General features: G+C 72.7%; 23 protein-coding genes and 1 tRNA gene. 19 read left to right on the plus strand and 5 right to left on the minus strand.

Annotation, left to right across the window (positions count from 1 at the left end; genetic code table 11):
- Positions 1-354: 354 nt before the first annotated feature.
- Positions 355-439: transfer RNA gene (locus ACZ3YO_RS07735), tRNA-Leu, on the minus strand.
- 336 nt (positions 440-775) lie between these two features.
- Here ACZ3YO_RS07735 and ACZ3YO_RS07740 point away from each other — a divergent pair.
- The gene (locus ACZ3YO_RS07740; protein ID WP_465566312.1) at positions 776-1,261 is read left to right on the plus strand and encodes an ATP-binding protein; all 486 of its coding nucleotides are present in this window, start codon (positions 776-778) and stop codon (positions 1,259-1,261) included.
- Between the two features lie 89 nt (positions 1,262-1,350).
- Here the strand turns inward: ACZ3YO_RS07740 and idi are convergent, their stop codons facing one another.
- Positions 1,351-2,010, minus strand: a complete 660-nt coding sequence (idi, locus tag ACZ3YO_RS07745) for an isopentenyl-diphosphate Delta-isomerase (RefSeq protein WP_465566194.1) — start codon at positions 2,008-2,010, stop codon at positions 1,351-1,353.
- A gap of 475 nt (positions 2,011-2,485) precedes the next feature.
- On the opposite strand from idi, the gene ACZ3YO_RS07750 reads away from it, so the two are divergent.
- The 15 genes from ACZ3YO_RS07750 (at position 2,486) to ACZ3YO_RS07820 (ending at position 20,207) form a co-directional block, all read left to right on the plus strand.
- The gene (locus ACZ3YO_RS07750) at positions 2,486-3,241 is read left to right on the plus strand and encodes a phosphocholine cytidylyltransferase family protein (RefSeq protein WP_396320073.1); all 756 of its coding nucleotides are present in this window, start codon (positions 2,486-2,488) and stop codon (positions 3,239-3,241) included.
- Positions 3,229-4,290, plus strand: coding sequence for an iron-containing alcohol dehydrogenase family protein (locus ACZ3YO_RS07755; protein WP_465566198.1), 1,062 nt, complete (start codon positions 3,229-3,231; stop codon positions 4,288-4,290). The genes ACZ3YO_RS07750 and ACZ3YO_RS07755 overlap by 13 nt, the downstream gene beginning before the upstream one ends.
- Before the next feature lie 91 nt (positions 4,291-4,381).
- Positions 4,382-5,116 carry a CDP-alcohol phosphatidyltransferase family protein gene (locus ACZ3YO_RS07760; protein WP_465566315.1) on the plus strand — a complete coding sequence of 245 codons (735 nt, stop codon included), beginning with the start codon at positions 4,382-4,384 and terminating at the stop codon, positions 5,114-5,116.
- Positions 5,117-5,169: 53 nt separating this feature from the next.
- Complete coding sequence (locus ACZ3YO_RS07765) at positions 5,170-6,015, plus strand: glycosyltransferase family 2 protein (protein WP_465566318.1); 846 nt, start codon at positions 5,170-5,172, stop codon at positions 6,013-6,015.
- Positions 6,016-6,205: 190 nt separating this feature from the next.
- A complete protein-coding gene (locus tag ACZ3YO_RS07770; RefSeq protein ID WP_465566201.1) occupies positions 6,206-7,147 on the plus strand; it encodes an ABC transporter permease in 942 nt (313 codons plus the stop codon).
- Entirely contained in the window at positions 7,140-7,949 is an 810-nt protein-coding gene (locus ACZ3YO_RS07775; RefSeq protein WP_396320077.1) for an ABC transporter ATP-binding protein, read from the plus strand. Before ACZ3YO_RS07770 ends, ACZ3YO_RS07775 begins: the two co-directional genes overlap by 8 nt.
- A gap of 363 nt (positions 7,950-8,312) precedes the next feature.
- The gene (hpnC, locus tag ACZ3YO_RS07780; RefSeq protein ID WP_465566205.1) at positions 8,313-9,266 is read left to right on the plus strand and encodes a squalene synthase HpnC; all 954 of its coding nucleotides are present in this window, start codon (positions 8,313-8,315) and stop codon (positions 9,264-9,266) included.
- A gap of 41 nt (positions 9,267-9,307) precedes the next feature.
- A complete protein-coding gene (gene hpnD, locus ACZ3YO_RS07785) occupies positions 9,308-10,165 on the plus strand; it encodes a presqualene diphosphate synthase HpnD (protein WP_396320159.1) in 858 nt (285 codons plus the stop codon).
- Between the two features lie 142 nt (positions 10,166-10,307).
- The gene (hpnE, locus tag ACZ3YO_RS07790; RefSeq protein WP_465566208.1) at positions 10,308-11,741 is read left to right on the plus strand and encodes a hydroxysqualene dehydroxylase HpnE; all 1,434 of its coding nucleotides are present in this window, start codon (positions 10,308-10,310) and stop codon (positions 11,739-11,741) included.
- 125 nt (positions 11,742-11,866) lie between these two features.
- Positions 11,867-12,955, plus strand: a complete 1,089-nt coding sequence (locus ACZ3YO_RS07795) for a polyprenyl synthetase family protein (RefSeq protein ID WP_465545108.1) — start codon at positions 11,867-11,869, stop codon at positions 12,953-12,955.
- A 7-nt stretch (positions 12,956-12,962) separates the two neighbouring features.
- Positions 12,963-15,056, plus strand: coding sequence for a squalene--hopene cyclase (gene shc / locus ACZ3YO_RS07800; RefSeq protein WP_465566211.1), 2,094 nt, complete (start codon positions 12,963-12,965; stop codon positions 15,054-15,056).
- On the plus strand, positions 15,053-15,745 hold the full coding sequence (locus tag ACZ3YO_RS07805) for a 5'-methylthioadenosine/S-adenosylhomocysteine nucleosidase family protein (protein ID WP_465566214.1): 693 nt from the start codon (positions 15,053-15,055) through the stop codon (positions 15,743-15,745). The genes shc and ACZ3YO_RS07805 overlap by 4 nt, the downstream gene beginning before the upstream one ends.
- Positions 15,746-15,747: 2 nt before the next feature.
- A complete protein-coding gene (gene hpnH, locus ACZ3YO_RS07810; RefSeq protein WP_396320083.1) occupies positions 15,748-16,773 on the plus strand; it encodes an adenosyl-hopene transferase HpnH in 1,026 nt (341 codons plus the stop codon).
- A gap of 91 nt (positions 16,774-16,864) precedes the next feature.
- Positions 16,865-18,775, plus strand: coding sequence for a 1-deoxy-D-xylulose-5-phosphate synthase (gene dxs, locus ACZ3YO_RS07815; RefSeq protein ID WP_465566217.1), 1,911 nt, complete (start codon positions 16,865-16,867; stop codon positions 18,773-18,775).
- Entirely contained in the window at positions 18,765-20,207 is a 1,443-nt protein-coding gene (locus ACZ3YO_RS07820; RefSeq protein WP_396320085.1) for an aspartate aminotransferase family protein, read from the plus strand. Before dxs ends, ACZ3YO_RS07820 begins: the two co-directional genes overlap by 11 nt.
- 64 nt (positions 20,208-20,271) lie before the next feature.
- Here ACZ3YO_RS07820 and ACZ3YO_RS07825 read toward each other — a convergent pair whose 3' ends face one another.
- A complete protein-coding gene (locus ACZ3YO_RS07825) occupies positions 20,272-20,544 on the minus strand; it encodes a DUF6343 family protein (RefSeq protein ID WP_465566221.1) in 273 nt (90 codons plus the stop codon).
- A 101-nt stretch (positions 20,545-20,645) separates the two neighbouring features.
- On the opposite strand from ACZ3YO_RS07825, the gene ACZ3YO_RS07830 reads away from it, so the two are divergent.
- The gene (locus ACZ3YO_RS07830; RefSeq protein ID WP_396320087.1) at positions 20,646-20,834 is read left to right on the plus strand and encodes an I78 family peptidase inhibitor; all 189 of its coding nucleotides are present in this window, start codon (positions 20,646-20,648) and stop codon (positions 20,832-20,834) included.
- 306 nt (positions 20,835-21,140) lie between these two features.
- Here the strand turns inward: ACZ3YO_RS07830 and fabG are convergent, their stop codons facing one another.
- Positions 21,141-21,908 (minus strand): 3-oxoacyl-ACP reductase FabG, encoded by a 768-nt coding sequence (gene fabG, locus ACZ3YO_RS07835; protein ID WP_465566223.1) that lies wholly within the window; start codon positions 21,906-21,908, stop codon positions 21,141-21,143.
- A gap of 435 nt (positions 21,909-22,343) precedes the next feature.
- On the opposite strand from fabG, the gene ACZ3YO_RS07840 reads away from it, so the two are divergent.
- On the plus strand, positions 22,344-23,240 hold the full coding sequence (locus ACZ3YO_RS07840; protein WP_405362509.1) for a MarR family winged helix-turn-helix transcriptional regulator: 897 nt from the start codon (positions 22,344-22,346) through the stop codon (positions 23,238-23,240).
- A 267-nt stretch (positions 23,241-23,507) separates the two neighbouring features.
- On the opposite strand, the gene ACZ3YO_RS07845 is transcribed toward ACZ3YO_RS07840, so the two are convergent.
- On the minus strand, positions 23,508-24,371 hold the full coding sequence (locus tag ACZ3YO_RS07845) for an aldo/keto reductase (RefSeq protein WP_465566225.1): 864 nt from the start codon (positions 24,369-24,371) through the stop codon (positions 23,508-23,510).
- Between the two features lie 425 nt (positions 24,372-24,796).
- On the opposite strand from ACZ3YO_RS07845, the gene ACZ3YO_RS07850 reads away from it, so the two are divergent.
- Complete coding sequence (locus tag ACZ3YO_RS07850) at positions 24,797-26,569, plus strand: ABC transporter transmembrane domain-containing protein (RefSeq protein ID WP_465566229.1); 1,773 nt, start codon at positions 24,797-24,799, stop codon at positions 26,567-26,569.
- The last annotated feature ends 46 nt before the right edge of the window (positions 26,570-26,615 follow it).

Raw genomic sequence — 26,615 nt, forward strand, 5'->3', positions numbered from 1 at the left:
TCTGTCTCGTCGGGTTCTCGTCAGGTCCTCGTCCGGTTCCGGGCTCAGCTCATGGGTCCGGACAAACGCACAGCAGACTATGGTGCGAAAACGGACCAAAGCCTCAGATAAAGCTCAGATCGTTCGATCGTTGCCATCTCGTGTCCGACTATCGGATCCAGATGTCCGCAGGTCAGCGGCCACGGGGGCTCACGAGGGGGGCGGGAAGGAGGGGAGCGGGGCTCCCGCCGGCAACCCGCCGATAACCCAGCCGGGGAAACGCCGGGGAAAACGCCCACGGGGCCGGGGGCCCGGGCGGCCGGAAAAGAGAAATTCCCCGTGGGAACTCTTTCGAGTTCCCACGGGGAATCGCGGTGTCCGAGGGGGGACTTGAACCCCCACGCCCGATAAAGGGCACTAGCACCTCAAGCTAGCGCGTCTGCCATTCCGCCACCCGGACGGGGTGTGTGCTTCGGGGGCTTTTCTCTCGCCCCCTCGGCGACAGAGAGAACATTACCAGGCTTCCGGAGTGCTTCTCACCTGCGTTTCCCCGCCGGGGATCGCCGGGGTGGCAGGGATGGATCGCGAAGGTGAGCGAATCGGTGGTTCAAGGGCGAGAAGCGGTCGGGTTTCGACCGGCTGACGGTCGGAACCGGTCGCGGGTGATCCGACACGGCCAAGTTGTCGACGGTGCCACGGAGCCGGGGGCGGCTCTCCTAGCCTCTGTGGACCGAGGGCGCCATGAGCGGAACGCCTGATTCCCGGGGTCGCGGACGAAGGGCGGCTGGACGTGGAGCTGGAGCAGATCAGCGGGGCGGCGGAGGCCGAGCCGAGACGGGGGGCGGCCGGGCCGGCCGAGGGGGTGTGGCGGTTCGCGGTACCGGCCGCGGAGGCCTCGGTGCCCCGGACCCGGCACGCGGTGCGGGACCGGCTGCTCGCCCAGGGCATGGCCGGGGTGCGCTACCAGGAGCTGGTGGACGACGTGCTGCTGATCGTCTCCGAACTGGTGAGCAATGCCGTGACGCACGCCGCCGAGCTGTCCCCGGAGGTGACCACCGAGCTGGCGGTCCGCGGCGGCTGGGTGCGGGTGTCGGTCGAGGACGGCGACCCGTACCGGCCGAAGGCGCTGGAGACGGACACCGGGCGGACCGGCGGGCGCGGACTGCTGCTGGTGAAGAGCGTGACGCTGCAGGCCGGCGGGGTCTGCGACGTGGAGCGGACGGGGGAGGGCGGCAAGGTCATCTGGGCCTCACTGCCCATCCCCCGCAAGGACACGGAGTAACGCGCAGGGCGTGGAGTGACGCCGGGGAGAGGGGGCGGCCGGCTGCCGGTCCCGCCCGTCCCGGCGGCCGGTCCCGGCCCCCGCTCCGGCTACCAGTCCCGGCCGGCGATCTCGCGGATGCCGGGCAGCGCCGCCTCGAAGACCGTCTGGAACCAAACCGAGAACGGCCGCTCGGCCTGCAGCTCCCGCAGCTCCTGCGCGGTGACGAAGGCGACGTCGTCGACCTCCTCCGGGGTCGGCTGCACCGGCGCGGTGACCAGGCCGACGAACAGGTGGTTCCACTCCCGCTCGATCAGGCCGGAGGCCTCGTCCGGCAGGTCGTACCGGACGGTGCCGGCCTCGCAGAGCAGCGCCGGCGCGACGCCCAGCTCCTCCGCGGTGCGCCGGGCGGCGGCCACGAACGGCGGCTCGTCGGGGTACGGGTGGCCGCAGCAGGTGTTCGACCAGACGCCGGGGGAGTGGTACTTGCCCAGGGCGCGGCGCTGGAGCAGCAGCCGGCCCTGCCGGTCGAAGAGGAACACCGAGAACGCCCGGTGCAGCCGGCCCGGCTGCTGGTGGGCCCAGAGCTTCTCGGCGGTGCCGATCGTGACGCCCTCGTCGTCGACGAGCTCCAGCAGGATCCCGGTCCCCTCGGACGCCCCGGCCTGGGGGGTGGACGTCACGTCGGCCGTCACGTCGGTCTCCACGTCGAGACCGGTGTCGATCTCGGAGGTGAAGTGCGTCGGGTTGGTCGGCAGACTCTGGGGCATGAGGCCTCTTTCGGGGGCAAATGGGAGCACCGGTGGCGTCGTGCCCCAGTCTGCCGTACGGGTGGCGGTCCGCAGGGGTCCCACACACAACCGGGCGGATCATGACCGATCCCGGCACATTCCTGGTGTCGGAATGGGCGCCGGACTAGCCGATCCGTTCGGGATTCGTTCGGCGCGCGTTCGATTCGGCGGCATACGTACGGAGAACCGACACTTCGGCGCCACCCCTCCTTCACGGCCGCCCCCGACCGCCGTGCTCACCGCCCCCCCGGGCCCGGACGCCGCCCCCCCGGCCGCGTTCGGGCCGGTCGCCGCGGTCGCCTACCATCACATACGACACGGTGCCCGCATTCTCACCGGCATCGGCGTGCCACCCGACGGCCCGCGGCAGAGCACCGCCCACGGAGCGGCACGGCCCGACGGACCGGCACGGCCCGACGGATCAGCACAGCACGACGGATCAGGAGACCCCCGCATGATCGGCCTCGTTCTGGCAGCCGGCGCCGGCCGCCGGCTGCGCCCGTACACCGACACCCTGCCGAAGGCGCTGGTGCCGGTCGACGGGGAGCGGACCGTCCTGGACCTCACCCTCGGCAACTTCGCCGAGGTCGGCCTGCGCGAGGCGGCGATCGTCGTCGGCTACCGCAAGGAGGCGGTGTACGACCGCAAGGCGGCGCTGGAGCAGAAGTACGGCGTCAAGCTCACCCTGGTCGAGAACGACAAGGCCGAGGAGTGGAACAACGCCTACTCCCTCTGGTGCGCCCGCGAGCTCTTCGCCGAGGGCCTGCTGCTCGCCAACGGCGACACCGTCCACCCCGCCTCGGTCCAGCGCACCATGCTGGAGGGCAACGCCAGGCTGGCCGCCGAGGGCCGTGAGCCCGGCATCCTGCTCGCCCTCGACACGGTGAAGAAGCTCGCCGACGAGGAGATGAAGGTCGTCGTCGACCCGGCCGCCGGCATGCGGCGCATCACCAAGCTGATGGACCCGGCCGAGGCCACCGGCGAGTACATCGGCGTCACCGTGATCAACCCCGCCGCCGCCGCCGACCTCACCGACGCGCTGCGCGCCACCTACGAGCGCGACCCTCAGCTGTACTACGAGGACGGCTACCAGGAGATGGTCGAGCGCGGTCTGCGGATCGACGTGCAGCCGATCGGCGAGGTCTCCTGGGTCGAGGTCGACAACCACGAGGACCTGGCGAAGGCGCGGGAGATCGCGTGCCAGTACTGACCCGGCTGGTGCCGTCGCCGGTCTTCGTCGAGATCCGCTCGGGCGCGCTGGACGCGCTCGGCGGCATCCTCGCCGACCAGCGGCTCTCCGCCTCCGGCCGGATCGCGGTGGCGATCAGCAACGGCTCGGGGGCGGTGCTGCGCGAGCGGCTGGAGCCGGCCCTGCCCGGTGCCGACTGGTACAACGTGGACGACGGCAGCCTGGACAGCGCGGTCCGGCTGGCCGAGGCGATGCGCGGCGGCCACTACGACGCCATCGTCGGCCTCGGCGGCGGCAAGATCATCGACGCCGCCAAGTACGCCGCCGCCCGGGTCGGCCTGCCGCTGGTCGCGGTCGCGACCAACCTCGCCCACGACGGCATCTGCTCACCCGTCTCCACCCTCGACAACGACGCCGGCCGGGGCTCCTACGGGGTGCCCAGCCCGATCGGCATCGTGGTCGACCTGGACGTGATCCGGCAGGCCCCGTCGCGGTTCGTGGCGGCCGGCATCGGCGACGTCATCTCCAACATCTCGGCCTGCGCCGACTGGGAGCTCTCGCACGCCGAGACGGGCGAACCGGTGGACGGACTGGCCGTCGCGATGGCCCGTTCGGCGGGCGAGAACCTGCTGCGGCACCCAGGAAACCTTCAGGATCAGGACCTCCTCACGGCACTCGCGGAAGCCCTGGTACTGTCCGGCATCGCGATGAACATCGCGGGCAGCACCCGGCCCTCCTCGGGCGCCTGCCACGAGATCTCGCATGCCCTGGACGTGCTGTATCCCAAGCGGTCCGCCCAGCACGGCGAGCAGGTCGGCCTCGGGGCCGCCTTCGCCAGCTTCCTGCGGGGCGAGCGCGAGCTGACCGGCCTGATCGTGGAGCGCCTGGCGCGCCACGGACTGCCGGTGACCGCGGCTCAGATCGGCTTCACCGAGGCGGAGTTCACCGAAGCGGTGCACTACGCTCCGAACACCCGCCCGGGTCGCTTCACCATCCTTGAACACCTCGACCTCTCCCCTTCCGCAATCAGGGACGCGTACGCCGACTATGTCCAAGCCGTCAACAGCTGACCCTTCCACGAAGGGCTCCTCCCCGGCCCCGGTGGACCTGACCCGCCGCCCCTCGATCGAGGAACTGCGCGCGGTGATCCACCCGGAGGGCATGCTCCAGCGCCGCAGCGCCGAGCACTGGGCCGGCCGCCTCTACATGCGGAAGATCTCGCTGCGGATCACCCGCGTGCTCTCCACCGTGACGGCGATCACGCCCAACGGCCTGACCTACCTGATGATGTTCACCGGCATCCTGGCCGGTGTCGCCCTGGTCGTCCCCGGCCTCGCCGGCGCGGTCCTCGGCGCCCTGCTCATCCAGGTCTACTTGCTGCTGGACTGCGTGGACGGCGAGGTGGCCCGCTGGCGCCGGCAGACCTCGCTCACCGGCGTCTACCTGGACCGGGTCGGCCACTACATGTCCGAGGCGGCCCTGCTGACCGGCCTCGGGCTGCGCGCCACCGACCTGCTCCACCGCGGCGGCGGCTCCCACTGGGAGTGGGCCTTCCTCGGCACGCTGGCCGCGCTCGGCGCCATCCTGATCAAGTCCGAGACCGACCTGGTCGACGTGGCCCGCGCCCGCAGCGGCATGACGGCGGTCGAGGACAGCGCCTCGGTGCCGCGCTCGGCCGGCATCGCCAAGGCCCGCCGGGCGGCGTCCCTGCTGAAGTTCCACCGGCTGGTCGGCGCGGTCGAGGCCTCGCTGTTCATCCTCGCCGCCGGCGTCGCGGACGCGGTGCACGGCGGGCTGTTCTTCACCCGCCTCGCGGTGGTCGTGCTGGCCGCGATCGCCATGCTGCAGACCGTGCTGCACCTGCTGAGCATCGTCCTCTCCAGCAGGCTGCGGTGAGCGCCGTGGACACGACCACCGAGACCTTCCGGCTCGGCGCGGTCATCATCACGATGGGCAACCGCCCGGACGAGCTGAACGCCCTGATCGAGTCGGTCCGCGCCCAGGAGGGCCCCGCGGTCGAGCTGGCCGTGGTCGCCAACGGCGCCCCGCTGCCGCCGCTCCCGGCGGACGTGCGCGCCGTCGAGCTTCCGGAGAACCTCGGCATCCCGGGCGGCCGCAACGTCGGCATCGAGCTGTTCGGCAAGAACGGCCGGGACGTCGACGCCGTCCTCTTCCTGGACGACGACGGCCGGCTGCCGGGCACCGACTCCGCCCGGCTGTTGCGCGAGGCCTTCACCGCCGACCCGGAGCTCGGCATCGTCAGCTTCCGGATCGCCGACCCGGACACCGGTGTCACCCAGCGCCGGCACGTGCCCCGGCTGCGCGCCAGCGACCCGCTGCGCTCGTCCCGGGTGACCACCTTCCTGGGCGGCGCCAGCGCCGTGCGCTGCGCGGTGTTCGAGCAGGCCGGCCAGCTGCCCGCCGAGTTCTTCTACGCGCACGAGGAGACCGACCTCGCCTGGCGCGCGCTGGACGCCGGCTGGGCCATCGACTACCGGGCGGACGTGGTCCTGCACCACCCGACCACCTCGCCGGCCCGGCACGCCTCGTACTTCCACAACGTGGCCCGCAACAGGGTGTGGCTCGCCCGACGGAACCTTCCGGCCCTGTTCGTGCCTCTCTACCTGGGAACCTGGTTCCTGCTCACCCTGGCCCGCCGCCCCTCCCCGGAGGCGCTGAAGGCCTGGTGGGGCGGGTTCCGGGCGGGCTGGCGCGAACCCTGCGGTACGCGGCGGCCCATGCGATGGCGTACCGTTTGGCAACTGACCAGGCTGGGCCGGCCACCGGTCATCTGATCGTATGGTTGGGCGGCTGTGCGGTGATTTGAACCGTACGGTTCAGACGTCGTACGGTCGTCCGATCGCAGCGGCCGGTGGCCACACACCGGCCGGACTCCCCCGTGATCCGAGTGGATCCCCCTCGGCGCAAGGCCGGCGGACCCCCCGCCGACCGGCCCGCCCCGACGATCCCGCGCGAAGGACGAATGTGTCGACAGTGAGTGAACCCGTCAGCCTCTCGGCCCCGAGGGGGGCAGACGCGGGCCTGACCCCCAAGCAGCTTGCGGACAAGTACGGTCTGGCGGTGAGCGGCAGACGGCCCGGCCTCGTCGCCTACACGAAGCAGCTCTGGGCCCGGCGGCACTTCATCTGGGCGTTCGCCACCGCCCGCCTGGTGGCCCAGTACACCGACGCCAAGCTCGGCCAGCTCTGGCAGGTCGTGACCCCGCTGCTCAACTGCGCGGTGTTCTACCTGGTCTTCGGCGTGATCCTGCAGAGCAAGGACAACTTCCCGACCGGCACGTACACCGCCTGGCTCTGCATCGGCGTCTTCGTCTTCCAGTTCACCCAGAACGCGGTGCAGTCCGGCACCCGGGCGATCTCCGACAACCTCGGGCTGATCCGCGCGCTGCACTTCCCCCGCGCCTCGCTGCCGATCGCCTTCACGGTGATCCAGCTCCAGCAGCTGCTCATCTCGATGGTCGTGCTGGTCGGCGTCGTACTGGCGAGCGGGATCGCGCCGGGCCGGACCTGGCTGGCGGTGGTCCCGGCGCTGCTCCTGCAGTCGATGTTCAACACCGGTGTGGCCCTGGTCATGGCGCGGATCGGCGCCAAGACCAGCGACATCTCCCAGCTGATCCCGTTCGCGATGCGCGCCTGGATGTTCCTCTCCGGCGTGATGTTCAGCATCCAGGACAAGATCAGCACCTGGCCGCCGTTCTGGCAGAAGGTGATGCAGCTCAACCCGGCCTCGGTCTACATGGACCTGGTCCGGCACGCCTTCGCGCCGGTCATCTACAACAAGCACCAGCTGCAGCACCAGCAGTTCCCGCCGCACCAGTGGGTGTACGGCATCGGCTGGGCGGTCGGGATGTTCGTGATCGGATACGTCTTCTTCTGGAAGGCCGAGGAGGAGTACGGCCGTGGCTGACACCGACCTGGGAAAGGGCCAGACCGTGCAGGACACCGAGGTGGCCCGCGAGCCCACCGTCGTCGTCGACGACGTGCACATCGTCTACCGGGTGCACGGCGCGGGCTCCGGCAAGGGCAGCGCCACCTCCGCCATCAGCCGCATCATCAGCCGCAAGCGCTCCGCGGGCGTGCGCGAGGTGCACGCCGTGCGCGGGATCAGCTTCACCGCCTACAAGGGCGAGGCGATCGGCCTGATCGGCTCCAACGGCTCCGGCAAGTCGACCATGCTGGCCGCCATCGCCGGCCTGCTGCCGACCGAGAAGGGCGGCATCTACACCAACGGCCAGCCCTCGCTGCTGGGCGTCAACGCGGCGCTGATGAACGAGCTGACCGGCGAGCGCAACGTGGTGCTCGGCTGCCTGGCGATGGGGATGACGCCCGCCCAGGTGCGGGAGCGCTACAACGACATCGTCGAGTTCTCGGGCATCAACGACAAGGGCGACTTCATCTCGCTGCCGATGCGCACCTACTCCTCCGGCATGGGTGCCCGCCTGCGGTTCTCCATCGCGGCGGCCAAGACCCACGACGTGCTGCTGATCGACGAGGCGCTGGCCACCGGCGACCAGGCGTTCCAGCAGCGCAGCAAGAAGCGGATCGACGAGCTGCGCGGGTCCGCCGGTACCGTCTTCCTGGTCAGCCACGACAACAACTCGATCCGCGAGGTCTGCGAGCGGACCATCTGGATCGAGGCCGGCGAGCTGGTGATGGACGGCCCGACCGAGGAGGTCGTGGGCCGCTACGAGCGCGGCGAGCGCCCGTAACGCCTGCCTGGCCCGAACGGAGGGCCGGTGACCGGGTCAGCCCGGCCGCCGGCCCTCCGTCGTGCGTGCGCCCCCGTGCCCGCACACCCGGCCGGCCGCGCGCCCCTCGCGCGCCCCGGGGGGTACCCCGGGTGGCCCGCCGCTGCGCGGGTGAGCGGCCCGCGCGCCGGGTGGGGCGGTCTTTCCCGGCGAGGTCGGTGGTGTCAGGCTGTAAGTCACGGGGGTGGTGTGTCGGACGGGACTCCCGGTATCGGACGCGTGTCCGACTCGGGCCGGTCGTACGGAGCGGTGTAGAACGGGGGAGTGACAGCAGTGTCGGCTTCGGCCCAGCCCAGTAGTGAGCCAGCGGACCGTTCAGCGGGGGTGACGCTGGACAAGGCGAGCGCGGAGAACTTCCCGGTCGCCCCGTTCTTCCTGCCCGCCGCCTGGCGCGACGACCTGATGGCGGTCTACGGCTTCGCCCGTCTGGTGGACGACGCCGGCGACGGCGACCTGGCCGACCCGGCCGGCGCCGCCCGCCTGCTCGGGATCGCCGAGCGGCCCCCCGGCGGGGCTCCGGCGACGACCCCGGTCACTCCTTCGGCCCAGAGCGGCCCGCCCGGTCCTGCGGAGGTGGCGTTCCGCCTCGCGCTGCTCGACGGGCTGGAGCAGGACCTCGACCGGGCGTTCGAGGCGGCGCTGCACCCCGGGGCCGCCGAGGGCCCCCGCCACCCGCTGCTGCGCGCCCTCGTCCCGCTGGTGGACCGGCACGGGCTGACCCCGGAGCCGTTCCGCCGGCTGATCGAGGCCAACCGGGTGGACCAGACCACTGCCCGCTACGCCACCTACCAGGACCTGCTCGGCTACTGCACGCTCTCCGCCGACCCGGTGGGCCGCCTGGTGCTCGCGATCGCCGGCGTCTCCACCCCGGAGCGGATCGAGCTGTCCGACGCCGTCTGCAGCGCCCTCCAGGTGGTCGAACACCTCCAGGACGTCGCCGAGGACCTCGCCTGCGGCCGGATCTACCTCCCGGCCGAGGACCTGGCCCGCTTCGGCGTCACCGAGGAGGAGCTCGCCGCCCCGACCGCGAGCGGCGCCGTGCGTGAGCTGGTCGCCTTCGAGGTCGCCCGGGCCCGCACCCTGCTCGACCGCGGCGCGCCATTGGTAGGTACGGTTCGGGGGAGGCTTCGACTGCTCCTGGCGGGATTCACCGCCGGCGGGTACGCGGCCCTGGCAGCCATCGAGGACGCCGGGTACGACGTGCTCGCCCAGCAGGCGAAGCCCGACAAGCGCCGCCTCGCAGCGAAGGCGGCGGCCATCTTCGCGAAGGGAAGGTGAACGCCCGAGTGGCGGCATCACCACTGGCGTCGGCGCAGGTCATGGCGGCGTACCGGTACTGCGAGGCAGTCACCGGACTGCAGGCCCGCAACTTCAGCTACGGCATCCGCCTGCTGCCGGAGCCGAAGCGGCTGGCCATGTCGGCCCTGTACGCCCTGGCCCGCCGGGTCGACGACATCGGCGACGGGGACCTCCCCGCCGACCGCAAGGCCGAGGCGCTCCTGCGCACCCGCGAGCTGCTGGACGAGGTCCGCGCCGGCGCGGTCGCCGAGGACGACACCGACCCGATCAAGATCGCCCTGGCGGACGCCGCCCGGCGCTTCCCGATCCCGCTCGGCGGCTTCGACGAGCTCATCGACGGCGTCGAGATGGACCTCAAGGGCGCCGAGTACCAGACGTACGAGGAGCTGCAGGTCTACTGCCGCTGCGTCGCGGGCGCGATCGGCCGGCTCTCGCTCGGCGTGTACGGCTGCGACGACCCGGAGCGCGGCGCGCACTACGCCGACACCCTGGGCCTGGCCCTGCAGCTCACCAACATCCTGCGCGACCTGCGCGAGGACGCTCTGAACGGCCGCACCTACCTGCCCTCCGAGGACCTCGTCCGGTTCGGCTGCGAGCAGGGCTTCGCGCTGCCCAAGCCTCCGGTCGGCGCGGACTTCACCGGCCTGGTGGCGTTCGAGGCCGCCCGGGCCCAGGCCGCCTTCGAGGAGGGCCTGCGGCTGCTGCCGATGCTCGACCGCCGCAGCCGGGCCTGCACCGCGGCGATGGCCGGCATCTACCACCGGCTGCTCGGCCGGATCGCCGCCGACCCGGAGTCGGTCCTGCGCGGCCGGGTCTCGCTCCCGGGCTGGGAGAAGGCGTACGTCGCGCTTTCCGGGCTCGCCGGGGGGCGTTCTTGATTCTCACCGCAGTTCTGTCACGCTGTGTCAGCGGGGAATCACTGCTGGGTGGTCCTGTGTTGTCCACCGTGACGGGCACGAAGTCGACCACGAGCGCTCCGGGCAGGACAGGGCCGGGCGCAGGACACGAGGGGGAGGGCCGATGACCGGGCGAGCCGATGCCGCGCGCCCGGCCGCTGTCGTGGTCGGCGGCGGCCTGGCGGGCATCACCGCCGCCCTGCGGCTGGCCGAGGCGGACCACCGGGTCACCCTGGTCGAGGGGCGACCCCGGCTGGGCGGGCTGGCCTTCTCGTTCCAGCGCGGCGAGCTGACCGTCGACAACGGCCAGCACGTCTACCTGCGCTGCTGCACCGCCTACCGCGGCCTGATCGAGCGGCTCGGCGCGGCCCGGCTGGTCCACCTCCAGGACCGGCTCGACGTCCCGGTGCTCGGTGTCTCCGGGCCCGCCGGGGCGCCGTCGCGCACGCTGGGCCGGCTCCGCCGGGCCGGCCTGCCCGTCCCGCTGCACCTGGCCGGCAGCCTGGCCCGCTATCCGCACCTGGGCCCGGCCGACCGGGCCCGGGTGGTCCGTGGCGCGCTGGCCCTCCAGGGCCTCGACCTCGCCGATCCCGCGCTGGACGCCGTCTCCTTCGGCGACTGGCTGCGCGGCAACGGGCAGAACGCGCGGACCATCGCCGCACTCTGGGACCTGGTCGGTGTCGCCACCCTGAACGCCCGGGCCGACCAGGTGTCCCTGGCCCTGGCCGCGATGGTCTTCAAGACCGGCCTGCTCTCCGACCCGGGCGCCTCCGACATCGGCATGGCCGCCGTCCCGCTCGGCACGATCCACCACGACCGGGCGCTCGCCGAGCTGGAGCGGGCCGGCGTGAAGGTGCTGCTGCGTGCCCGCGCGGCCGAGCTCAAGCCCGCCGCCCCGCAGCACGCCGTCCGGCTGGAGGGCGGCGAGCTGCTCACCGCCGACACCGTGGTGCTGGCCGGTGCCCAGGACACCGCGGCCGCCCTGCTGCCGCCGGACGCCGTCGACGGGCAGCAGCGGCTCGCCGGCTTCGGCACCGCGCCGATCCTCAACGTCCACGTGATCTACGACCGCAAGGTGCTGCGCCGCCCCTTCTTCGCCGCGCTCGGCTCCCCGGTGCAGTGGGTGTTCGACCGCACCGCGCACTCCGGCCTGGCCGGCACCGAAGCGGGCCGGGACCACCCCGGCGCCCAGTACCTGGCGCTCTCGCAGTCCGCCGTGCAGGACGAGATCGACCTGCCCGTCGCCGAGCTGCGCCGCCGCTACCTGCCGGAGCTGGCCCGGCTGCTCCCCGCCGCCGGCGGGGCCGAGGTGCTGGACTTCTTCGTCACCAGGGAGCGCACCGCCACCTTCGACCCGGCCCCGGGCACCGCTGTCCTGCGCCCGTCCGCCCGGACGAAGGTCCCCGGCCTGCTGCTGGCCGGCGCGTGGACGGCCACCGGCTGGCCCGCGACCATGGAAGGCGCCGTCCGCAGCGGCCACGCCGCGGCCGACGCCGCGCTCGCCGGCGCCGGCACCCGCCTTCCGGTGGACCGCGCCGACGGGAGGTGGCCCAGGTGACGCAGGGCCCCGCCGCCGGTGACCCCGCGAGAGCCGCCGGCCCCGCCGCCCGTACCGGTCTCATCGACATCGCCAGCGCCCGGCCGTCCCGTGCGGCCCGGCACCACCAGGGAGAGGGAACGCACGTGGAGTCACGCACCGGCACTGCCGTCGGAGGCACGGCGCACGCCGAACCGGTCTCGGTGCCGGAGCTGCTCGCCCGCAGCCGCACGCTCTGCACCCCACCGCTGAAGGCCGCCGTCGCCCGTCTGGCGGCACCGATGGACACCGTCGCGGCCTACCACTTCGGCTGGATCGACCGGGACGGCACACCGTCCGCGGGGGACGGCGGCAAAGCCGTCCGCCCGGCCCTGGCGCTGCTCTCCGCCCAGGCCGTCGGAGCCCCGGCCGAGGCCGGAGTGCCCGGCGGGGTGGCTGTTGAACTGGTGCACAACTTCTCCCTGCTCCATGATGATCTGATGGACGGTGACGAGACCAGACGGCACCGGGCCACCGCCTGGACGGTCTTCGGTCCGGCCCAGGCGATCCTGGTCGGCGACGCCCTGGCGACACTCGGTACGGAGGTGCTGCTCGACGCCGGCCTGACCGGCGGGGCGAGCGCCACCGACGCCGCACGCGCCGTCCGGCTGCTCACCACCGCCACCCGCGGGCTCATCGACGGCCAGGCCATGGATGTCGCCTTCGAGCAGCGCGACAGCGTCACCGTGGCCGAATGCCTGGAGATGGAGGGCGGCAAGACCGCCGCCCTGCTCGCCGCCGCCTCCGCCATCGGCGCCGTCCTGGCCGGCGCCGACGACCGCGTCTCGGACGCCCTCCAGCGCTACGGCCACCACCTGGGCCTGGCCTTCCAGGCCGTGGACGACCTGCTCGGCATCTGGGGCGCCACCGAGGTCACCGGCAAGCCGCACTGGGGCGACCTGCGCCAGCGCAAGAAGTCCCTGCCGGTCGCCGCCGCCCTCGCCGAGGGCGGCGCCGCCTCCCGCCGGCTCGCCGGAGAGCTCGCCGACCCGAAGGGCCGCGGCGAGGAGAGCGAGCCGGAGCTGGCCGCCCGCGCCGCCCTGATCGAGGAGGCCGGCGGCCGCGCCTGGACCCAGGAGGAGGCCCGCCGCCAGCACACGACTGCCCTCGCCGCCCTGGACGAGGTGCCCATGCCCGACGCGGTGCGCGAGCACTTCGTCGCGCTCGCCGAATTCGTGGTGGTACGAGAGAGGTGACGTTACGTTGACAGCAACCGCGGACGGCCGGCTCGACCCTGAGTACGATTCCGAGCCGGTCGCGGTGGGCGACCGCCCCCCGGCGCTGCTGAGCGCCGGGCGGTGGCAGCCCGCGGGGGCCGAGCCGGCCGGACCGGCCGACCGCCCCGACCAGCAGCAACACGGGCCGGCCTCGGCCGAGGAGGCGCTGGCCCGCGCCACCACCCACCTGCTCTCACTGCAGAGCTCCGAAGGCTGGTGGAAGGGCGACCTCGAAACCAACGTCACCATGGACGCCGAGGACTTACTGCTCCGACAGTTCCTCGGGATCCGGACGGAGGACCAGACCAAGGCCACCGCCGAGTGGATCCGCTCCCAGCAGCGGGAGGACGGCACCTGGTCCACCTTCCACGGCGGCCCGGCCGAGCTCTCCACCACCGTCGAGGCGTACGTCGCCCTCAAGCTGGCCGGCGACGACCCGAACGCCCCCCACATGCTCGCCGCCGCCCGCTACGTGCGGTCCGCCGGCGGCATCGCGGCCGCCCGGGTCTTCACCCGGATCTGGCTCGCCCTCTTCGGCTGGTGGCCCTGGGAGCGGCTGCCGGAGATGCCGCCCGAGATCATCTTCGTGCCCAAGTGGCTCCCGCTGAACATCTACGCCTTCGGCTGCTGGGCCCGGCAGACCATCGTGCCGCTGACCATCGTCTCGGCCCACCGCCCGGTCCGCCCGGCGCCCTTCCCGCTCACCGAGCTGCACACCGACCCCGAGCGCCCCTTCCCCGAGCGCCCGCTCGCCCCCGCCACCACCTGGGACGGCCTGTTCGAACGCCTGGACAAGGTGCTGCACGCCTACCACCACCGGGCGCTGCGCCCGCTGCGCCGGCTCGCCCTCTCCCAGGCCTGCCGCTGGATCGTCGAACGGCAGGAGGCGGACGGCTGCTGGGGCGGCATCCAGCCGCCCGCGGTCTACTCGCTGATCGCCCTGCACCTGGAGGGCTACGAGCTCGACCACCCGGTCATGCAGGCCGGGCTCTCCTCCTTCGACCGCTTCACGGTGCACACCGAGGACGGCCGCCGCTGGCTGGAGGCCTGCCAGTCCCCGGTCTGGGACACCTGCCTGGCCACCATCGCCCTCGCCGACGCCGGCGTGCCGGCCGACCACCCCGCACTGGTCTCCGCCGTCGACTGGATGCTCGCCGAGGAGATCACCCGGCGCGGGGACTGGTCCGTCCAGCGGCCCTCGCTGGCCCCCGGCGGCTGGGCCTTCGAGTTCGAGAACGACACCTACCCCGACATCGACGACACCGCCGAGGTGGTGCTCGCGCTGCGCCGGGTCGCCCACCCCGACCCCGCCAAGGTGACCGGAGCCGTCGACCGGGGCGTCGGCTGGAACCTCGGCATGCAGTCCAAGAACGGCGCCTGGGGCGCGTTCGACGTCGACAACACCAGCACCCTGCCGAACAAGCTGCCGTTCTGCGACTTCGGCGAGGTGGTCGACCCGCCGTCCGCCGACGTCACCGCCCATGTGGTGGAGATGCTCGCCGAGGTCGGCAAGGGCAAGGACCCGCGCACCCGCCGGGGCGTGGAGTGGCTGCTGCGCAACCAGGAGGCCGACGGATCCTGGTTCGGCCGCTGGGGCACCAACTACATCTACGGCACCGGCTCGGTGCTGCCCGCCCTGGTCGCCGCCGGCGTCCCGGACGAGCACCCGGCGATCCGCCGCGCCGTCCGCTGGCTGGAGGACCGGCAGAACACCGACGGCGGCTGGGGCGAGGACATGCGCTCCTACGAGGACCCGGCCCGCTGGGCCGGGCGCGGTGACTCCACCGCCTCGCAGACCGCCTGGGCGCTGATGGCGCTGCTCGCGGCCGGCGAGGGCCCGGACGGCCGGGCCAACCCGGCGGTCGAGGGCGGCGTCGACTGGCTGGTCCGCACCCAGCTGCCCGAGGGCACCTGGGACGAGCCGCAGTTCACGGGGACGGGCTTCCCGTGGGACTTCTCCATCAACTACCACCTGTACCGGCTGGTCTTCCCGGTCACCGCGCTCGGCCGGTACCTGCACGGAAGCCCCGCCACCGGCCGGGACACGACCGGCACCCCGGCGATCGGGGCGTCCCGGTGAACCGTGCTCCCCTGCTGGTGCTCTGCGCGCTCGGCCCCGAGGTCTGGGCCCTGCGCGGAGGGGACTGGCACGGCGCGGCCGGGGGCCCACCGGTGCTGGTGCGCACCGGTGTGGGCCGCCGGCGGGCCTCGCACGCCGTCCGACGGCTGCTCACCTCGGCCCCCGGCGGCTACGGCGCCGTCGTGGTGGCCGGCTTCGGCGCGGCCGTCGCACCGGGAATGGCGCCAGGTGACGTCATCGTCGCGAACGGGGTGCGCGATGCCGAGGGGAACCTCTTCGCCGTCGACTCCGGCCCGGAACTCACCCGGGCCCTCAAGGTGCTCGGCCTGACGGCCCACACCGGCGTGCACCACACCGCCGACCACGTGGTGCGCGGCCTGGAGCGGCGCGCCCTGCACCTGCAGGGCGCGCTCGCCGTCGACATGGAGGCCGCCGCCGTCCTCGCCGCCCTCCAGGAGCTCCGTCCGGCCCTGCCCGCGGCCGTGCTGCGGGTGGTGGTCGACACCCCCGAGCACGAACTGCTGCGCCCGGGCACCCTGCCGGCCGGCGTCCGGGCCTGGCGGACGCTGCGGGCCACCGTGCCCGCCCTGGTCGACTGGCACGAAACGAACCAGCCGGTCCGGCCTCGCCCGGCGCCCGGCACCAGCAACCACCCCACATCCTCGACGCTCCCTCAGGAGGCGAGCTAGCCATGGCCATGCCGCTGCGCCAGACCGTGCGAGTCGGCACCTACCTCATGCAGCAGAAGCTCAAGCGGCGGGAGAAGTTCCCGCTGATCGTCGAACTGGAACCGCTCTTCGCCTGCAACCTGGCCTGTGAGGGGTGCGGCAAGATCCAGCACCCGGCGGGCGTGCTGAAGCAGCGGATGCCGGTGGCCCAGGCGGTCGGCGCGGTGCTGGAGTCGGGTGCCCCGATGGTCTCGATCGCCGGCGGCGAGCCGCTGATGCACCCGCAGATCGACGAGATCGTGCGCCAGCTGGTCGAGCGCCGCAAGTACGTCTTCCTCTGCACCAACGCGCTGCTGCTGCGCAAGAAGCTGGACAAGTTCAAGCCCTCGCCGTACTTCACCTTCACCGTGCACATCGACGGGCTGCGCGAGCGGCACGACGCCTCGGTGGCCAAGGAGGGCACCTTCGACGAGGCGGTCGAGGCGATCAAGGAAGCCAAGCGGCGGGGCTTCCGGGTCACCACCAACAGCACCTTCTTCAACACCGACACCCCGCAGACCATCATCGACGTGCTCGACTACCTCAACGACGACCTCAAGGTCGACGAGATGATGATCTCCCCGGCATTCGCCTACGAGAAGGCCCCCGACCAGGAGCACTTCCTCGGCGTCGAGCAGACCAGGGAGCTCTTCCGCAAGACCTTCGCCGGCGGCAACCGGCGGCGCTGGCGGCTCAACCACAGCCCGCTCTTCCTGGACTTCCTGGAGGGCAAGGTCGACTTCGAGTGCACCGCCTGGGGCATCCCCAACTACTCGCTCTTCGGCTGGCAGCGCCCCTGCTACCTGATGGCCGACGGGTACGTGCCCACCTACCGCGAACTGATCGAGAAGACCGACTGGTCGAAGTACGGCCGCGGCAAGGACGCCCGCTGCGCCAACTGCATGGCGCACTGCGGCTACGAGCCGACCGCCGTCCTCGCCACCATGGGCTCGCTCAAGGAGTCGCTGCGCGCCGTCACCGAGACCATCGGCGCCAACCGCGGTCACTGACCGCACCCCGTCCGGCACGGGAGCAGCCTCCCGTGCCGGACGACCCCGCCCAGGGGGGCCGCCACACAGCTCCGAGTCCTGAGGTGAACACATGTCACTGCTCTCCAGCGTCAAGTCCCCGGCCGACCTGAGGAAGATCCCGGCCGCCGACCTCCCGCTCCTCGCCGACGAGATCCGCGACTTCCTGATCGACGCCGTCACCAGGACCGGCGGCCATCTCGGCCCGAACCTCGGCGTGGTGGAGCTGACCATCGCCCTGCACCGGGTCTTCGACTCGCCCTACGACCGGATCGTCTGGGACACCGGCCACCAGAGCTACGTCCACAAACTGCTCACCGGCCGCCAGGACTTCTCCGGACTCCGCAGCAAGGGCGGGCTCTCCGGTTATCCCTCGCGTGCCGAGTCCGAACACGACCTCGTCGAGAACTCGCACGCCTCCACCGCCCTCTCGTACGCCGACGGGCTCGCCAAGGCGGCCCAGCTGCTCGGCCAGCCCGACCGGCAGACCGTCGCGGTGATCGGCGACGGCGCGCTCACCGGCGGCCTCGCCTGGGAGGCGCTCAACAACATCGCCGAGGCGCGGGACCGGCCGCTGGTCATCGTCGTCAACGACAACGAGCGCTCCTACGCCAGGACCATCGGCGGCCTCGCCAACCACCTCGCCACATTGCGCACCACCCAGGGGTACGAGCGCTTCCTCGCCCTCGGCAAGGGCGCGCTCCAGCGCACCCCGCTGGTCGGGCAACCGATCTTCGACGCGCTGCACGGCGCCAAGAAGGGGTTCAAGGACGCCTTCGCCCCACAGGGCATGTTCGAGGACCTCGGGCTCAAGTACCTCGGGCCGATCGACGGTCACGACCTCGCCGCCGTGGAGCAGGCACTGCGCCAGGCGCGCGGCTTCGGCGGGCCGGTGATCGTGCACTGCCTGACCGTCAAGGGCCGCGGTTACCAGCCGGCCGAGCAGGACGAGGCGGACCGGTTCCACGCGGTGGGCCCGATCGACCCGTACACCTGCCTGCCGATCTCGCCCAGCGGCGGGGTCTCCTGGACGTCCGTCTTCGGCGACGAGATGCTCGCGCTCGGCGCGGAGCGGCCGGACGTCGTCGCGATCACCGCCGCGATGCTCCAGCCGGTGGGCCTGGCCAAGTTCGCCAAGGCGTACCCCGAGCGGATCTTCGACGTCGGGATCGCCGAGCAGCACGCCGTCACCAGCGCCGCCGGGCTCGCCACCGGCGGGCTGCACCCGGTGGTCGCCGTGTACGCCACCTTCCTCAACCGGGCTTTCGACCAGGTGCTGATGGACGTCGCCCTGCACCGGCTCGGCGTCACCTTCGTGCTGGACCGCTCCGGGGTGACCGGGCCGGACGGTGCCTCGCACAACGGCATGTGGGACATGTCGATCCTCCAGGTCGTCCCGGGCCTGCGGCTGGCCGCACCGCGCGACGCCGACCAGCTGCGCGCGCAGCTGCGCGAGGCGGTGGACGTGGCGGACGCGCCGACCGTGGTCCGCTTCCCGAAGGCCGACATCGGGCCGGCCGTCCCCGCCGTCGAACGGATCGGCGGCGTGGACGTGCTGCTGCGGACCGGGGAGCTGCCGGAGATCCTGCTGGTCGCCGTCGGCACCACCGCGGCCGCCGGGCTGGACGCGGCCCGGCTGCTGCTCGCCGAGGGGTTCACCGCGACCGTCGTCGACCCGCGCTGGGTCAAGCCGGTCGACCCGGCGTTGCCCGTGCTGGCCGCCGCACACCGGCTGGTCGTCACGGTCGAGGACAACGGCCGGACCGGCGGCGTCGGCGCCGCGATCGCCCAGGCGCTGCGGGACGCCGAGGTGGACGTCCCGGTCCGGGTGCTCGGCCTGCCGCAGGAGTTCCTCGGGCACGCCGCCCGCGGCGAGATCCTGGAGGAGACCGGCCTGACCGGCACCGGGGTCGCCGCCCAGACCGCCGCCTTCGCCAAGAACCTGCTACCGACCCGAGGAGCGAACCAGCGCCATGCCGGCTGACCCCGACGCACCCGAAGCACGTACCGAAGCCAGCACCGGGGCTCGTTCCGGGGCCCACTTCGACCTGGCCGCCCTGATCGCCGAACGCGGCGCGGAGCGCTACGAGTTGCACAGCCGCTACCTCAACCCGCAGCTGCCGCGGATGCTGCACACCATCGGCTTCGACAAGTACTACGAGCGGGCCCGGGGCCCGTACTTCTACGACGCCGAGGGCAACGAGTACCTCGACATGCTGGCCGGCTTCGGCATCTTCGCGCTGGGGCGCCACCACCCGGTGGTGCGGTCGGCCGTCCAGCAGGTGATGGACCTCGACCTGCCCGACCTCGTCCGCTTCGACTGCTCGCCGCTGCCCGGCCTGCTCGCCGAGCGGCTGCTCTCCTACACGCCCGGGCTGGACCGGGTCTTCTTCGGCAACAGCGGTACCGAGGCGGTCGAGACGGCCCTCAAGTTCGCCCGCTACGCCACCGGCCGCCGCCGGATCCTCTACGCGGACCACGCGTTCCACGGGCTGACCACCGGCTCGCTCTCGGTCAACGGCGAGAGCGGCTTCCGCAAGGGCTTCGACCCGCTGCTGCCGGACACCGCCATCCCGCTCGGCGATCTCGTGGCGCTGGCGAAGGAGTTGAAGAAGGGGGACGTCGCGGCGCTGATCGTGGAGCCGATCCAGGGCAAGGGCGTGCAGGCGCCGCCGCCCGGCTGGCTGCGCGCCGCGCAGGAGCTGCTGCACGAGCACAAGGCGCTGCTGATCTGCGACGAGGTGCAGACCGGGATCGGCCGGACCGGCGAGTTCTTCGCCTACCAGCACGAGGAGGGCGTGCTGCCCGACCTGGTCTGCGCGGCCAAGGCGCTCTCCGGTGGCTACGTGCCGGTCGGGGCGACGCTCGGCAAGAGCTGGATCTTCGAGAAGGTGTACTCCTCGATGGACCGGGTGCTGGTGCACTCGGCCAGCTTCGGCTCCAACGCCCAGGCGATGGCGGCCGGACTGGCGACCCTGGAGGTGATGCGGGACGAGAAGGTGGTGGAGAACGCCCGCCGGGTCGGTGACCTCTTCCGGGACCGGCTGGCCGCGCTGGTCGACAAGTACGAGCTGCTGGCCGAGGTCCGCGGCCGCGGGCTGATGATCGGCATCGAGTTCGGCCGCCCGAAGTCGCTCAAGCTGCGGACCGGCTGGACGGCGCTCCAGGCGGCGCGGAAGGGCCTGTTCGCCCAGATGGTGGTCGTCCCGCTGCTCCAGCGGCACCGGATTCTCACCCAGGTTTCCGGCGACCACCTGGAGGTGATCAAGCTGATCCCGCCGCTGATCATCACCGAGCGGGACGTGGACCGGTTCGTCGACGCCTTCACCGACGTGATGGACGATGCGCACCGGGGGAGCGGCCTGATGTGGGACTTCGGACGGACGCTGGTGAAGCAGGCGGTCGGCAACCGCTGAGCCACCGCGTCGGCGGAGTGGGAGGCCGGCCCGGCCGGCTTCCCACTCCGTGGGAGATACCGCGTCAGAGCTCGGTCCGGCGGCGCCGGATGACGACGACGAGATCGACGACGGCGAACACGGTGAGGATCCCGCAGGCCACCGCGAAGCCGGTGAGGGTCCCCCGGCTGGGGGCACCGACGACGGGGGCGTTCGCGGCCCAGACCGCGAAGGCCACGGTGGTGAGGGCGAACAGCGGCGTGAAGGTCAGGGCGAGCAGATAGCGCAGCTTGAGGTCGCTGCGGGCGGTGGTGGGCTCGGTGCCGCTCCGCCACCGGCGCGGAGTGGTGGCGCGCATGCCCGGTCACCTCCTCCTGAAGTCCGGCTTCCGCCGCGGTTCACGCGGCCTTCCGGTCTACGATTCCAGCGTACGTCCGGGGCACGAGACGGGGAGGGGCCATGACGGAGACGGACGCGGAGGGCTACGCGGGGCTGCGGGTGGAGCGGGCCGAGGAATTGGCCCGCCGGCACGGCTGGGCGTCGGTCCGGGTGCTGCTCCCGGGGGCGATGATGACCATGGACCACCGGGAGGGGCGGCTCAACCTCGCGGTGCGCGACGGGGTCGTGGAACGGAGCTGGGAGGGGTAGCGGCCGTGGCGGCCTGGCGCGGGCGCTCGCGGCGGGTGGTCAGGCTCTCCGGCAGTGCACTCGGCGTTTGCGGGCCGGTCGCCGTGATCCAGCAGGTCGGCGGCATTCTCCGGGGAATTCGGAATTCTCCGACAATGCGTCGATGCGGCTGGAATCCGCGCGCCCGGGGGCGGTTTTCCGATATTCTCCCGTCGAATTTCAGTACGGTGTTGGGGAATCTTTTCCCAAGGGCGGGCAAAGCGAACGGAGTGGGAGACCGGCCGGGCCGGTTCCCACTCCGTGGTAACCCTGTGTAGGTTCGGTGCCTCAGTCGAGCGGGCCGCCGGCCACGTAGATGACCTGGCCGGACACGAAGCCGGCGCCCTCGCTCGCCAGGAACGAGATGGTGTGCGCGACGTCCTCGGGCAGGCCGACCCGCTGGACCGGGATCTGCGTGGCGGCGGCGGTCTTGAAGTCCTCGAAGTCCATGCCGACCCGCGCGGCGGTGGCGGCGGTCATGTCGGTGGCGATGAAGCCGGGGGCGACCGCGTTGGCGGTGATGCCGAACTTGCCCAGCTCGATGGCCAGGGTCTTGGTGAAGCCCTGGAGGCCGGCCTTGGCCGCCGAGTAGTTGGCCTGGCCGCGGTTGCCCTGGGCGGAGGACGAGGACAGGTTGACGATCCGGCCGAAGCCGGCGTCCACCATGTGCTTCTGGATCGCGCGGGTCATCAGGAAGGCGCCGCGCAGGTGGACGTTCATGACCGTGTCCCAGTCGGACTCGGACATCTTGAAGAGCAGGTTGTCGCGCAGCACGCCGGCGTTGTTGACCAGGACGACCGGGGCGCCGAGTTCGGCGGCGATCCGGTCGACCGCGGCCTGCACCTGGGCGGCGTCCGAGACGTCCGCGCCGACCGCGACGGCCCGCCCGCCGGCCGCGGTGATCCGGTCGACGGTGTCCTTGCCGGCCGCCTCGTCCAGGTCGAGGACGGCGACGGCGTAGCCGTCGGCCGCCAGGCGCTCGGCGGTGGCGGCGCCCAGTCCGCGTGCGGCGCCGGTCACGACGGCGACCCTGGGGGCGGTGGTCTGCTCGGTCATGCTCGCTCTCGTCTCTCTCGGATGTCGCTGAGGTCCTGCTCGGTCTGGCTCGGAGCCTCGTCCGGCGGTCCCGTGGGCGGCCGGGTGGGGGGCTCGTCCCGGGGCGGACCGCCGGGTGGCCATACCCTACCGGCGAGTAAGGGGCGCGGCCAGGGCGGAAGTCGCAGGTGACCGAGGGTAAGGACCGACCGGTCGGCTTTCTCCTGCGAACGGGTTACTGCCGGGTCGGCACGGCGCGTAAATATGCCAATGTTGCCGAACCTGCGTCTACTATCCGCCCCCGCCTGCCAGCGAGGGCCCGCCGTTTGTATAGTGTCCGCCAGCAGCCACCGGCTGCACGGCTGGAGCGCCCTCCCTCACAGCGGGACGCCCACTCGCCGTTACTGCCCCACCCGGGTGTCCCACACACACCGGGTGTGACATCGGGACGGATACATGGTGCTGGGGGAGATCCCGACGACCCGCGTGTCCGCGCGACTGCAGCAGTCGCCCGGTCACCTCATCCGCGTTGCACAGCAGGTTCACACCCGTCTGTGGTCCGAACACGTCGGAGCCGATCTCACGGCTCCGCAGTTCGCCGTACTGCTGGTCCTCGCCCTCGAACCGGGTGCTGACCAGCGGACGGTCGGCGAGCGCGCCTCGCTGGACAAGGCCACGATGGCCGAGATGGTCGCCCGGCTGGTCCGGCGTGGCCTGGTGCTGCGACGCCGCGACCCGGCCGACGGCCGGCGCAAACTGCTCGCTCTCTCGCAGAGTGGCGCCCAGGCGGTGCGCGAGGCCACCGGCGGTGTGGTCCGTGTGCAGCGCACGCTCTTCGAGCCGCTCACGGCCGAGGAGCAGCTGGAAATCGTCCGCGTGATGGCCAAGATAGCCAGGCTGGAGCCCGCTGCGGTCGCCGTCCTCACCGACGCGCGGCCGATGCTGGACGCCCAGCGGGCGATCGGCTACCTGATCAGGGTGAGCCAGCAGGTGCACACCAAGCTCTGGTCGGAGCACGTCGGTTCGGAGCTGACGGCGCCGCAGTACGCGGTGCTCGACGCGCTCGAGCTGGAGCCGGGCGCCGACCAGCGCACGGTCGGCGAGCTGGCCTCGCTGGACAAGGCCACGATGGCCGAGATGGTCAGCCGGCTGGTCCGGCGCGGTCTGGTCCAGCGCCGGCGCGACCCCTCGGACGGGCGGCGCAACCTGCTGTCGCTCTCGCCGGCGGGTCAGGATCTGCTGCACCGTTCGGCCGCGGGCGTCGCCCAGGTCCAGCGGCTGCTGCTGGCTCCGCTGGACGAGCACGAGCACGAGCCCGCGCTCGCGCTGATCGCCAAGGCGGGTCGGCTCTAGGCTTCGCGCTCCGAGCTCCCGCCAAAACGATTCGCCAACGCACTGAAGGCCGCCGACCCGGAAGGGGGAAGGCGGCCTTCAGGCTTGACTGCCCTCGGTGCCTGACTGCCGCTCGGTGCTTGACGACCCCTCGGCTCGACGGCGCCCGTTCGACGGTTCTGTCGGACGGCTCCGTTCGACGCCGTCCGGCTCGACCCTGTTCAACGGCCCCGGGGCCGGCCGGAGCGTGCCCGACGGGGGTGCCGGACACGCTGCCGGGCGGGCGCGTCAGTTCCAGTCGAACTCCTGCGGGTCCGGGCCGATCCGCTTGCCGGTGGCGATGCCGGCGATCGCGGCGAGGTCGGCCGCGTCCAGCTCGAAGCCGGTGACGTCCAGGTTCTCCTTGATCCGGGACGGGGTGACCGACTTCGGGATCGCGATGACGCCGCTCTGCAGGTGCCAGCGGAGCACCACCTGGGCGACCGTGCGCCCGTGCTTCTCGGCGATCTTCACCAGGGCCTGCTCGGAGAGCAGCTCCTTGCCCTGGCCCAGCGGGCTCCAGGCCTCGGTGGCGATGCCGTGCTCGGTGTGGAAGGCGCGCAGCTCGTCCTGCGGGAAGTACGGGTGCAGCTCGACCTGGTTCAGCACCGGCTTGACCGAGGCCTCGTCGAGCAGGCGGGTGAGCTGCTCGGTACCGAAGTTGGAGACGCCGACCGACTTCACCCGGCCGTCGGCGAGCAGCTGCTCGAAGGCCTTCCAGACGTTGAGGTAGCTGCCGTGCATCGGGCGCGGCCAGTGGATCAGGTAGAGGTCCACGTAGTCGAGGCCGAGCTTGGCCAGCGAGGCGTCGAACTCGCGCAGCACCGCGTCCCGGCCCTGCTCGCCCGTCCAGTCGCGGGTGCCCGAGTTCCACAGCTTGGTCGTGATGTAGAGGTCCTCGCGGGCCACGCCGCCGGCGAGGGCCTCGGCGACGGCCTGGCCGGTGCCGGTCTCGTTCTCGTAGATGGCCGCGGTGTCGATCGAGCGGTAACCCGTCTCGATGGCGCTGCGGACGGCCGCCGTGGCCTCCGCGTCCGGGACCTGCCAGACGCCGAAGCCCAGCTGCGGGATCTGCGAGCCGTCGTTGAGGGTGACGGTGGGGATGCTGCTCACGGGACGGGGTGCCCTCCTGGTCGACCATCTGCTTCCACTGGGGCAACCTGTGCGGTGTCCCGGTTTGTTCCCCGACCGGAAAAGAATTTTCTGACGCGGTGTACCGGCGCGTGCAGCAGGCCGCGAGCAGGCCGCGAGCAGGCCGTGAGCAGGCCGTGGGCAGGCCGTGAGCTTGCCGTGGGCGGGTGGCGCGGGGGTGGCAGGCGGGCCCGGGGCGGCTTCGGGGCGGCTGTGGTGGGGGCGTGAGCGGGGGCGCGCGCCGCCGAAAACCTGTTGCGTAGGTCACATTCGGGTTGGCAGGCTCCCTGTCATGACCTCCTGACCAGCCCGGCCGTGACCGTACCGGCCGCACCTCGCCCCCTCGCATCCGCGCGCGACCCCGCGCCCTCTGCGCCACCCGCCCGTACCACCCGCAACGGAGCGTCATGCCGCTCAAGACCCTGCCGCTGGCCGATCCCGGCGGCCCAGACCTCTCCTCCCCCCTCGCCTTCCTGCGCTGGCTCCAGCGCAGCCAGCGGCGCGGCCAAGTGCTCGCCACCTGCTGGGCGCTGCTCGAGATGGGCTGTCAGGCAGCCCTGCCGGTGCCGCTCGGCCTGGGCGTCCAGGCCGCCGTCGACGGTGACGCCGGCGGCATCTGGCGGGCCGGCGCCGCCGCGCTCACCCTCGCCGCCGTGGCCGCGGTCGGCACCGTCCTGCTGCACCGCCAGGCGGTGTGGAACTGGATCCACGCCGCCACCCAGGTCCGCCAGCTGGTGGCCCGCCAGGCCTCGCACCTCGGCACCGGGCTGTCCCGGCGGATCGCCACCGGCGAGATCGTCGCGGTCGGCAGCGGCGACGTCGAGAAGATCGGCTGGTACGTCGAGCTGGTCGCCCGGGTCCGCGGCGCGGTGATCGTCTGGCTGGCCGTCAGCTCCGCGGTGCTGGTCACCGAGCCGGTGCTCGGCCTCGCCGTCCTGCTCGGCGTCCCGGTGCTGGCCGCCGCGGTCTGGCCGCTGCTCGGCCCGTTCGAACGGCGCTACACCGAGCAGCGCGCGCTCGGCGGCAAGGCCACCGAGCTGGCGGCCGACACCGTCGCCGGGCTCCGGGTGCTGCGCGGCATCGGGGGCGAGGAGCTGTTCCTCGCCCGCTACCGGGCGGCCTCCCAGAAGGTCCGCGCCGCCGCCGTCCGCTCGGCCCGGGTCTGGTCGCTGATGCAGGCCCAACAGGTGCTGCTGCCGGGCCTGTTCGTGGTCGGCGTCACCTGGTACGGCGCCCATCTGGCCGCCACCGGGCGGATCGGCATCGGCACCCTGATCGCCGTCTACGGCTCCACCGCGTTCCTGGCCGCGCCGCTGCGCATCCTCGGTGAGGCGGCACACGCATGGAGCGTCGCCCGGGTCTCCGCCGGGCGCGCCGTCCGGGTGCTCTCGCTCAGCCGGACCACCGGCACCCCGGACGCGGAGCTAACCAGGCCCGGGCAGTCGGACCTGTACGACCCGGCCTCCGGGCTCACCGCCCGGGCCGGCGAGCTGACGGCCGTGGTCTGCGGCGACCCGGACGTCGCCGGCGAGCTCGCCGAGCGGCTCGGCGGGCACGTGCCTCCGGCCGACGGGGATCAGCCGCAGCCGTCCGCGCGGCTCGGCGGCACCGAGCTGGACGCCGTCCCGCTGGCCGAGGCACGGGCGGCGGTGCTCGTCCACGACAAGGAGCCGGTGCTGCTCTCCGGCACCCTGGCCGCCCTGCTCGACGTCCCCGCCTCGGGCCGGGTCACGCCCGCCGAGGCGCTGGCCGCCGCCCGTGCCGAGGACGTCCTGGACGCCCTGGTCGACGGCTCGCCCGACTGCGGAGGGGATGCCATGCGGGCCGGGATCACCGAGCGAGGCCGCTCGCTCTCCGGCGGCCAGCGCCAGCGGCTGGCACTCGCCCGATCGCTGCTGGCCGACCCTCCGGTGCTCGTCCTGGACGAGCCCACCAGCGCGGTCGACGCGCACACCGAGTCCCGGATCGCGGCCGGGCTCCGCAAGAACCGCGAGGGGCGCACCACCGTGGTGTTCGCGACCAGCCCGTTGCTGCTCGACCGGGCGGACCGGGTGGTGCTGCTCCAGGGCGGCCGGGCCGTCGCCGCCGGTCGGCATCGTGAGCTGATGCAGACCGAGCCCGCCTACCGCGCCGTGGTCACCCGCGAGGAGGAGCCGGCCACGGTCGGGGAGAGCGTGTGAACGCCACCACCCCGCAGCCGATCCCGACCCCGCTCCCGCACCTGAA

This window comes from Kitasatospora sp. NPDC022785, from assembly GCF_055561295.1.

Bases quoted from the DNA above. Each gene is read 5' to 3' on its own strand.
- ACZ3YO_RS07825 (WP_465566221.1), bottom strand. From the start codon at position 20,544: ATGCGCGCCACCACTCCGCGCCGGTGGCGGAGCGGCACCGAGCCCACC.
- ACZ3YO_RS07760 (WP_465566315.1), top strand. From the start codon at position 4,382: ATGCTCCAGCGCCGCAGCGCCGAGCACTGGGCCGGCCGCCTCTACATG.
- ACZ3YO_RS07830 (WP_396320087.1), top strand. From the start codon at position 20,646: ATGACGGAGACGGACGCGGAGGGCTACGCGGGGCTGCGGGTGGAGCGG.
- hpnE (WP_465566208.1), top strand. From the start codon at position 10,308: ATGACCGGGCGAGCCGATGCCGCGCGCCCGGCCGCTGTCGTGGTCGGC.
- dxs (WP_465566217.1), top strand. From the start codon at position 16,865: ATGTCACTGCTCTCCAGCGTCAAGTCCCCGGCCGACCTGAGGAAGATC.
- hpnH (WP_396320083.1), top strand. From the start codon at position 15,748: ATGGCCATGCCGCTGCGCCAGACCGTGCGAGTCGGCACCTACCTCATG.
- ACZ3YO_RS07820 (WP_396320085.1), top strand. From the start codon at position 18,765: ATGCCGGCTGACCCCGACGCACCCGAAGCACGTACCGAAGCCAGCACC.
- idi (WP_465566194.1), bottom strand. From the start codon at position 2,010: ATGCCCCAGAGTCTGCCGACCAACCCGACGCACTTCACCTCCGAGATC.
- hpnD (WP_396320159.1), top strand. From the start codon at position 9,308: ATGGCGGCGTACCGGTACTGCGAGGCAGTCACCGGACTGCAGGCCCGC.
- ACZ3YO_RS07840 (WP_405362509.1), top strand. From the start codon at position 22,344: ATGGTGCTGGGGGAGATCCCGACGACCCGCGTGTCCGCGCGACTGCAG.
- ACZ3YO_RS07765 (WP_465566318.1), top strand. From the start codon at position 5,170: ATGGGCAACCGCCCGGACGAGCTGAACGCCCTGATCGAGTCGGTCCGC.
- ACZ3YO_RS07750 (WP_396320073.1), top strand. From the start codon at position 2,486: ATGATCGGCCTCGTTCTGGCAGCCGGCGCCGGCCGCCGGCTGCGCCCG.
- ACZ3YO_RS07850 (WP_465566229.1), top strand. From the start codon at position 24,797: ATGCCGCTCAAGACCCTGCCGCTGGCCGATCCCGGCGGCCCAGACCTC.
- fabG (WP_465566223.1), bottom strand. From the start codon at position 21,908: ATGACCGAGCAGACCACCGCCCCCAGGGTCGCCGTCGTGACCGGCGCC.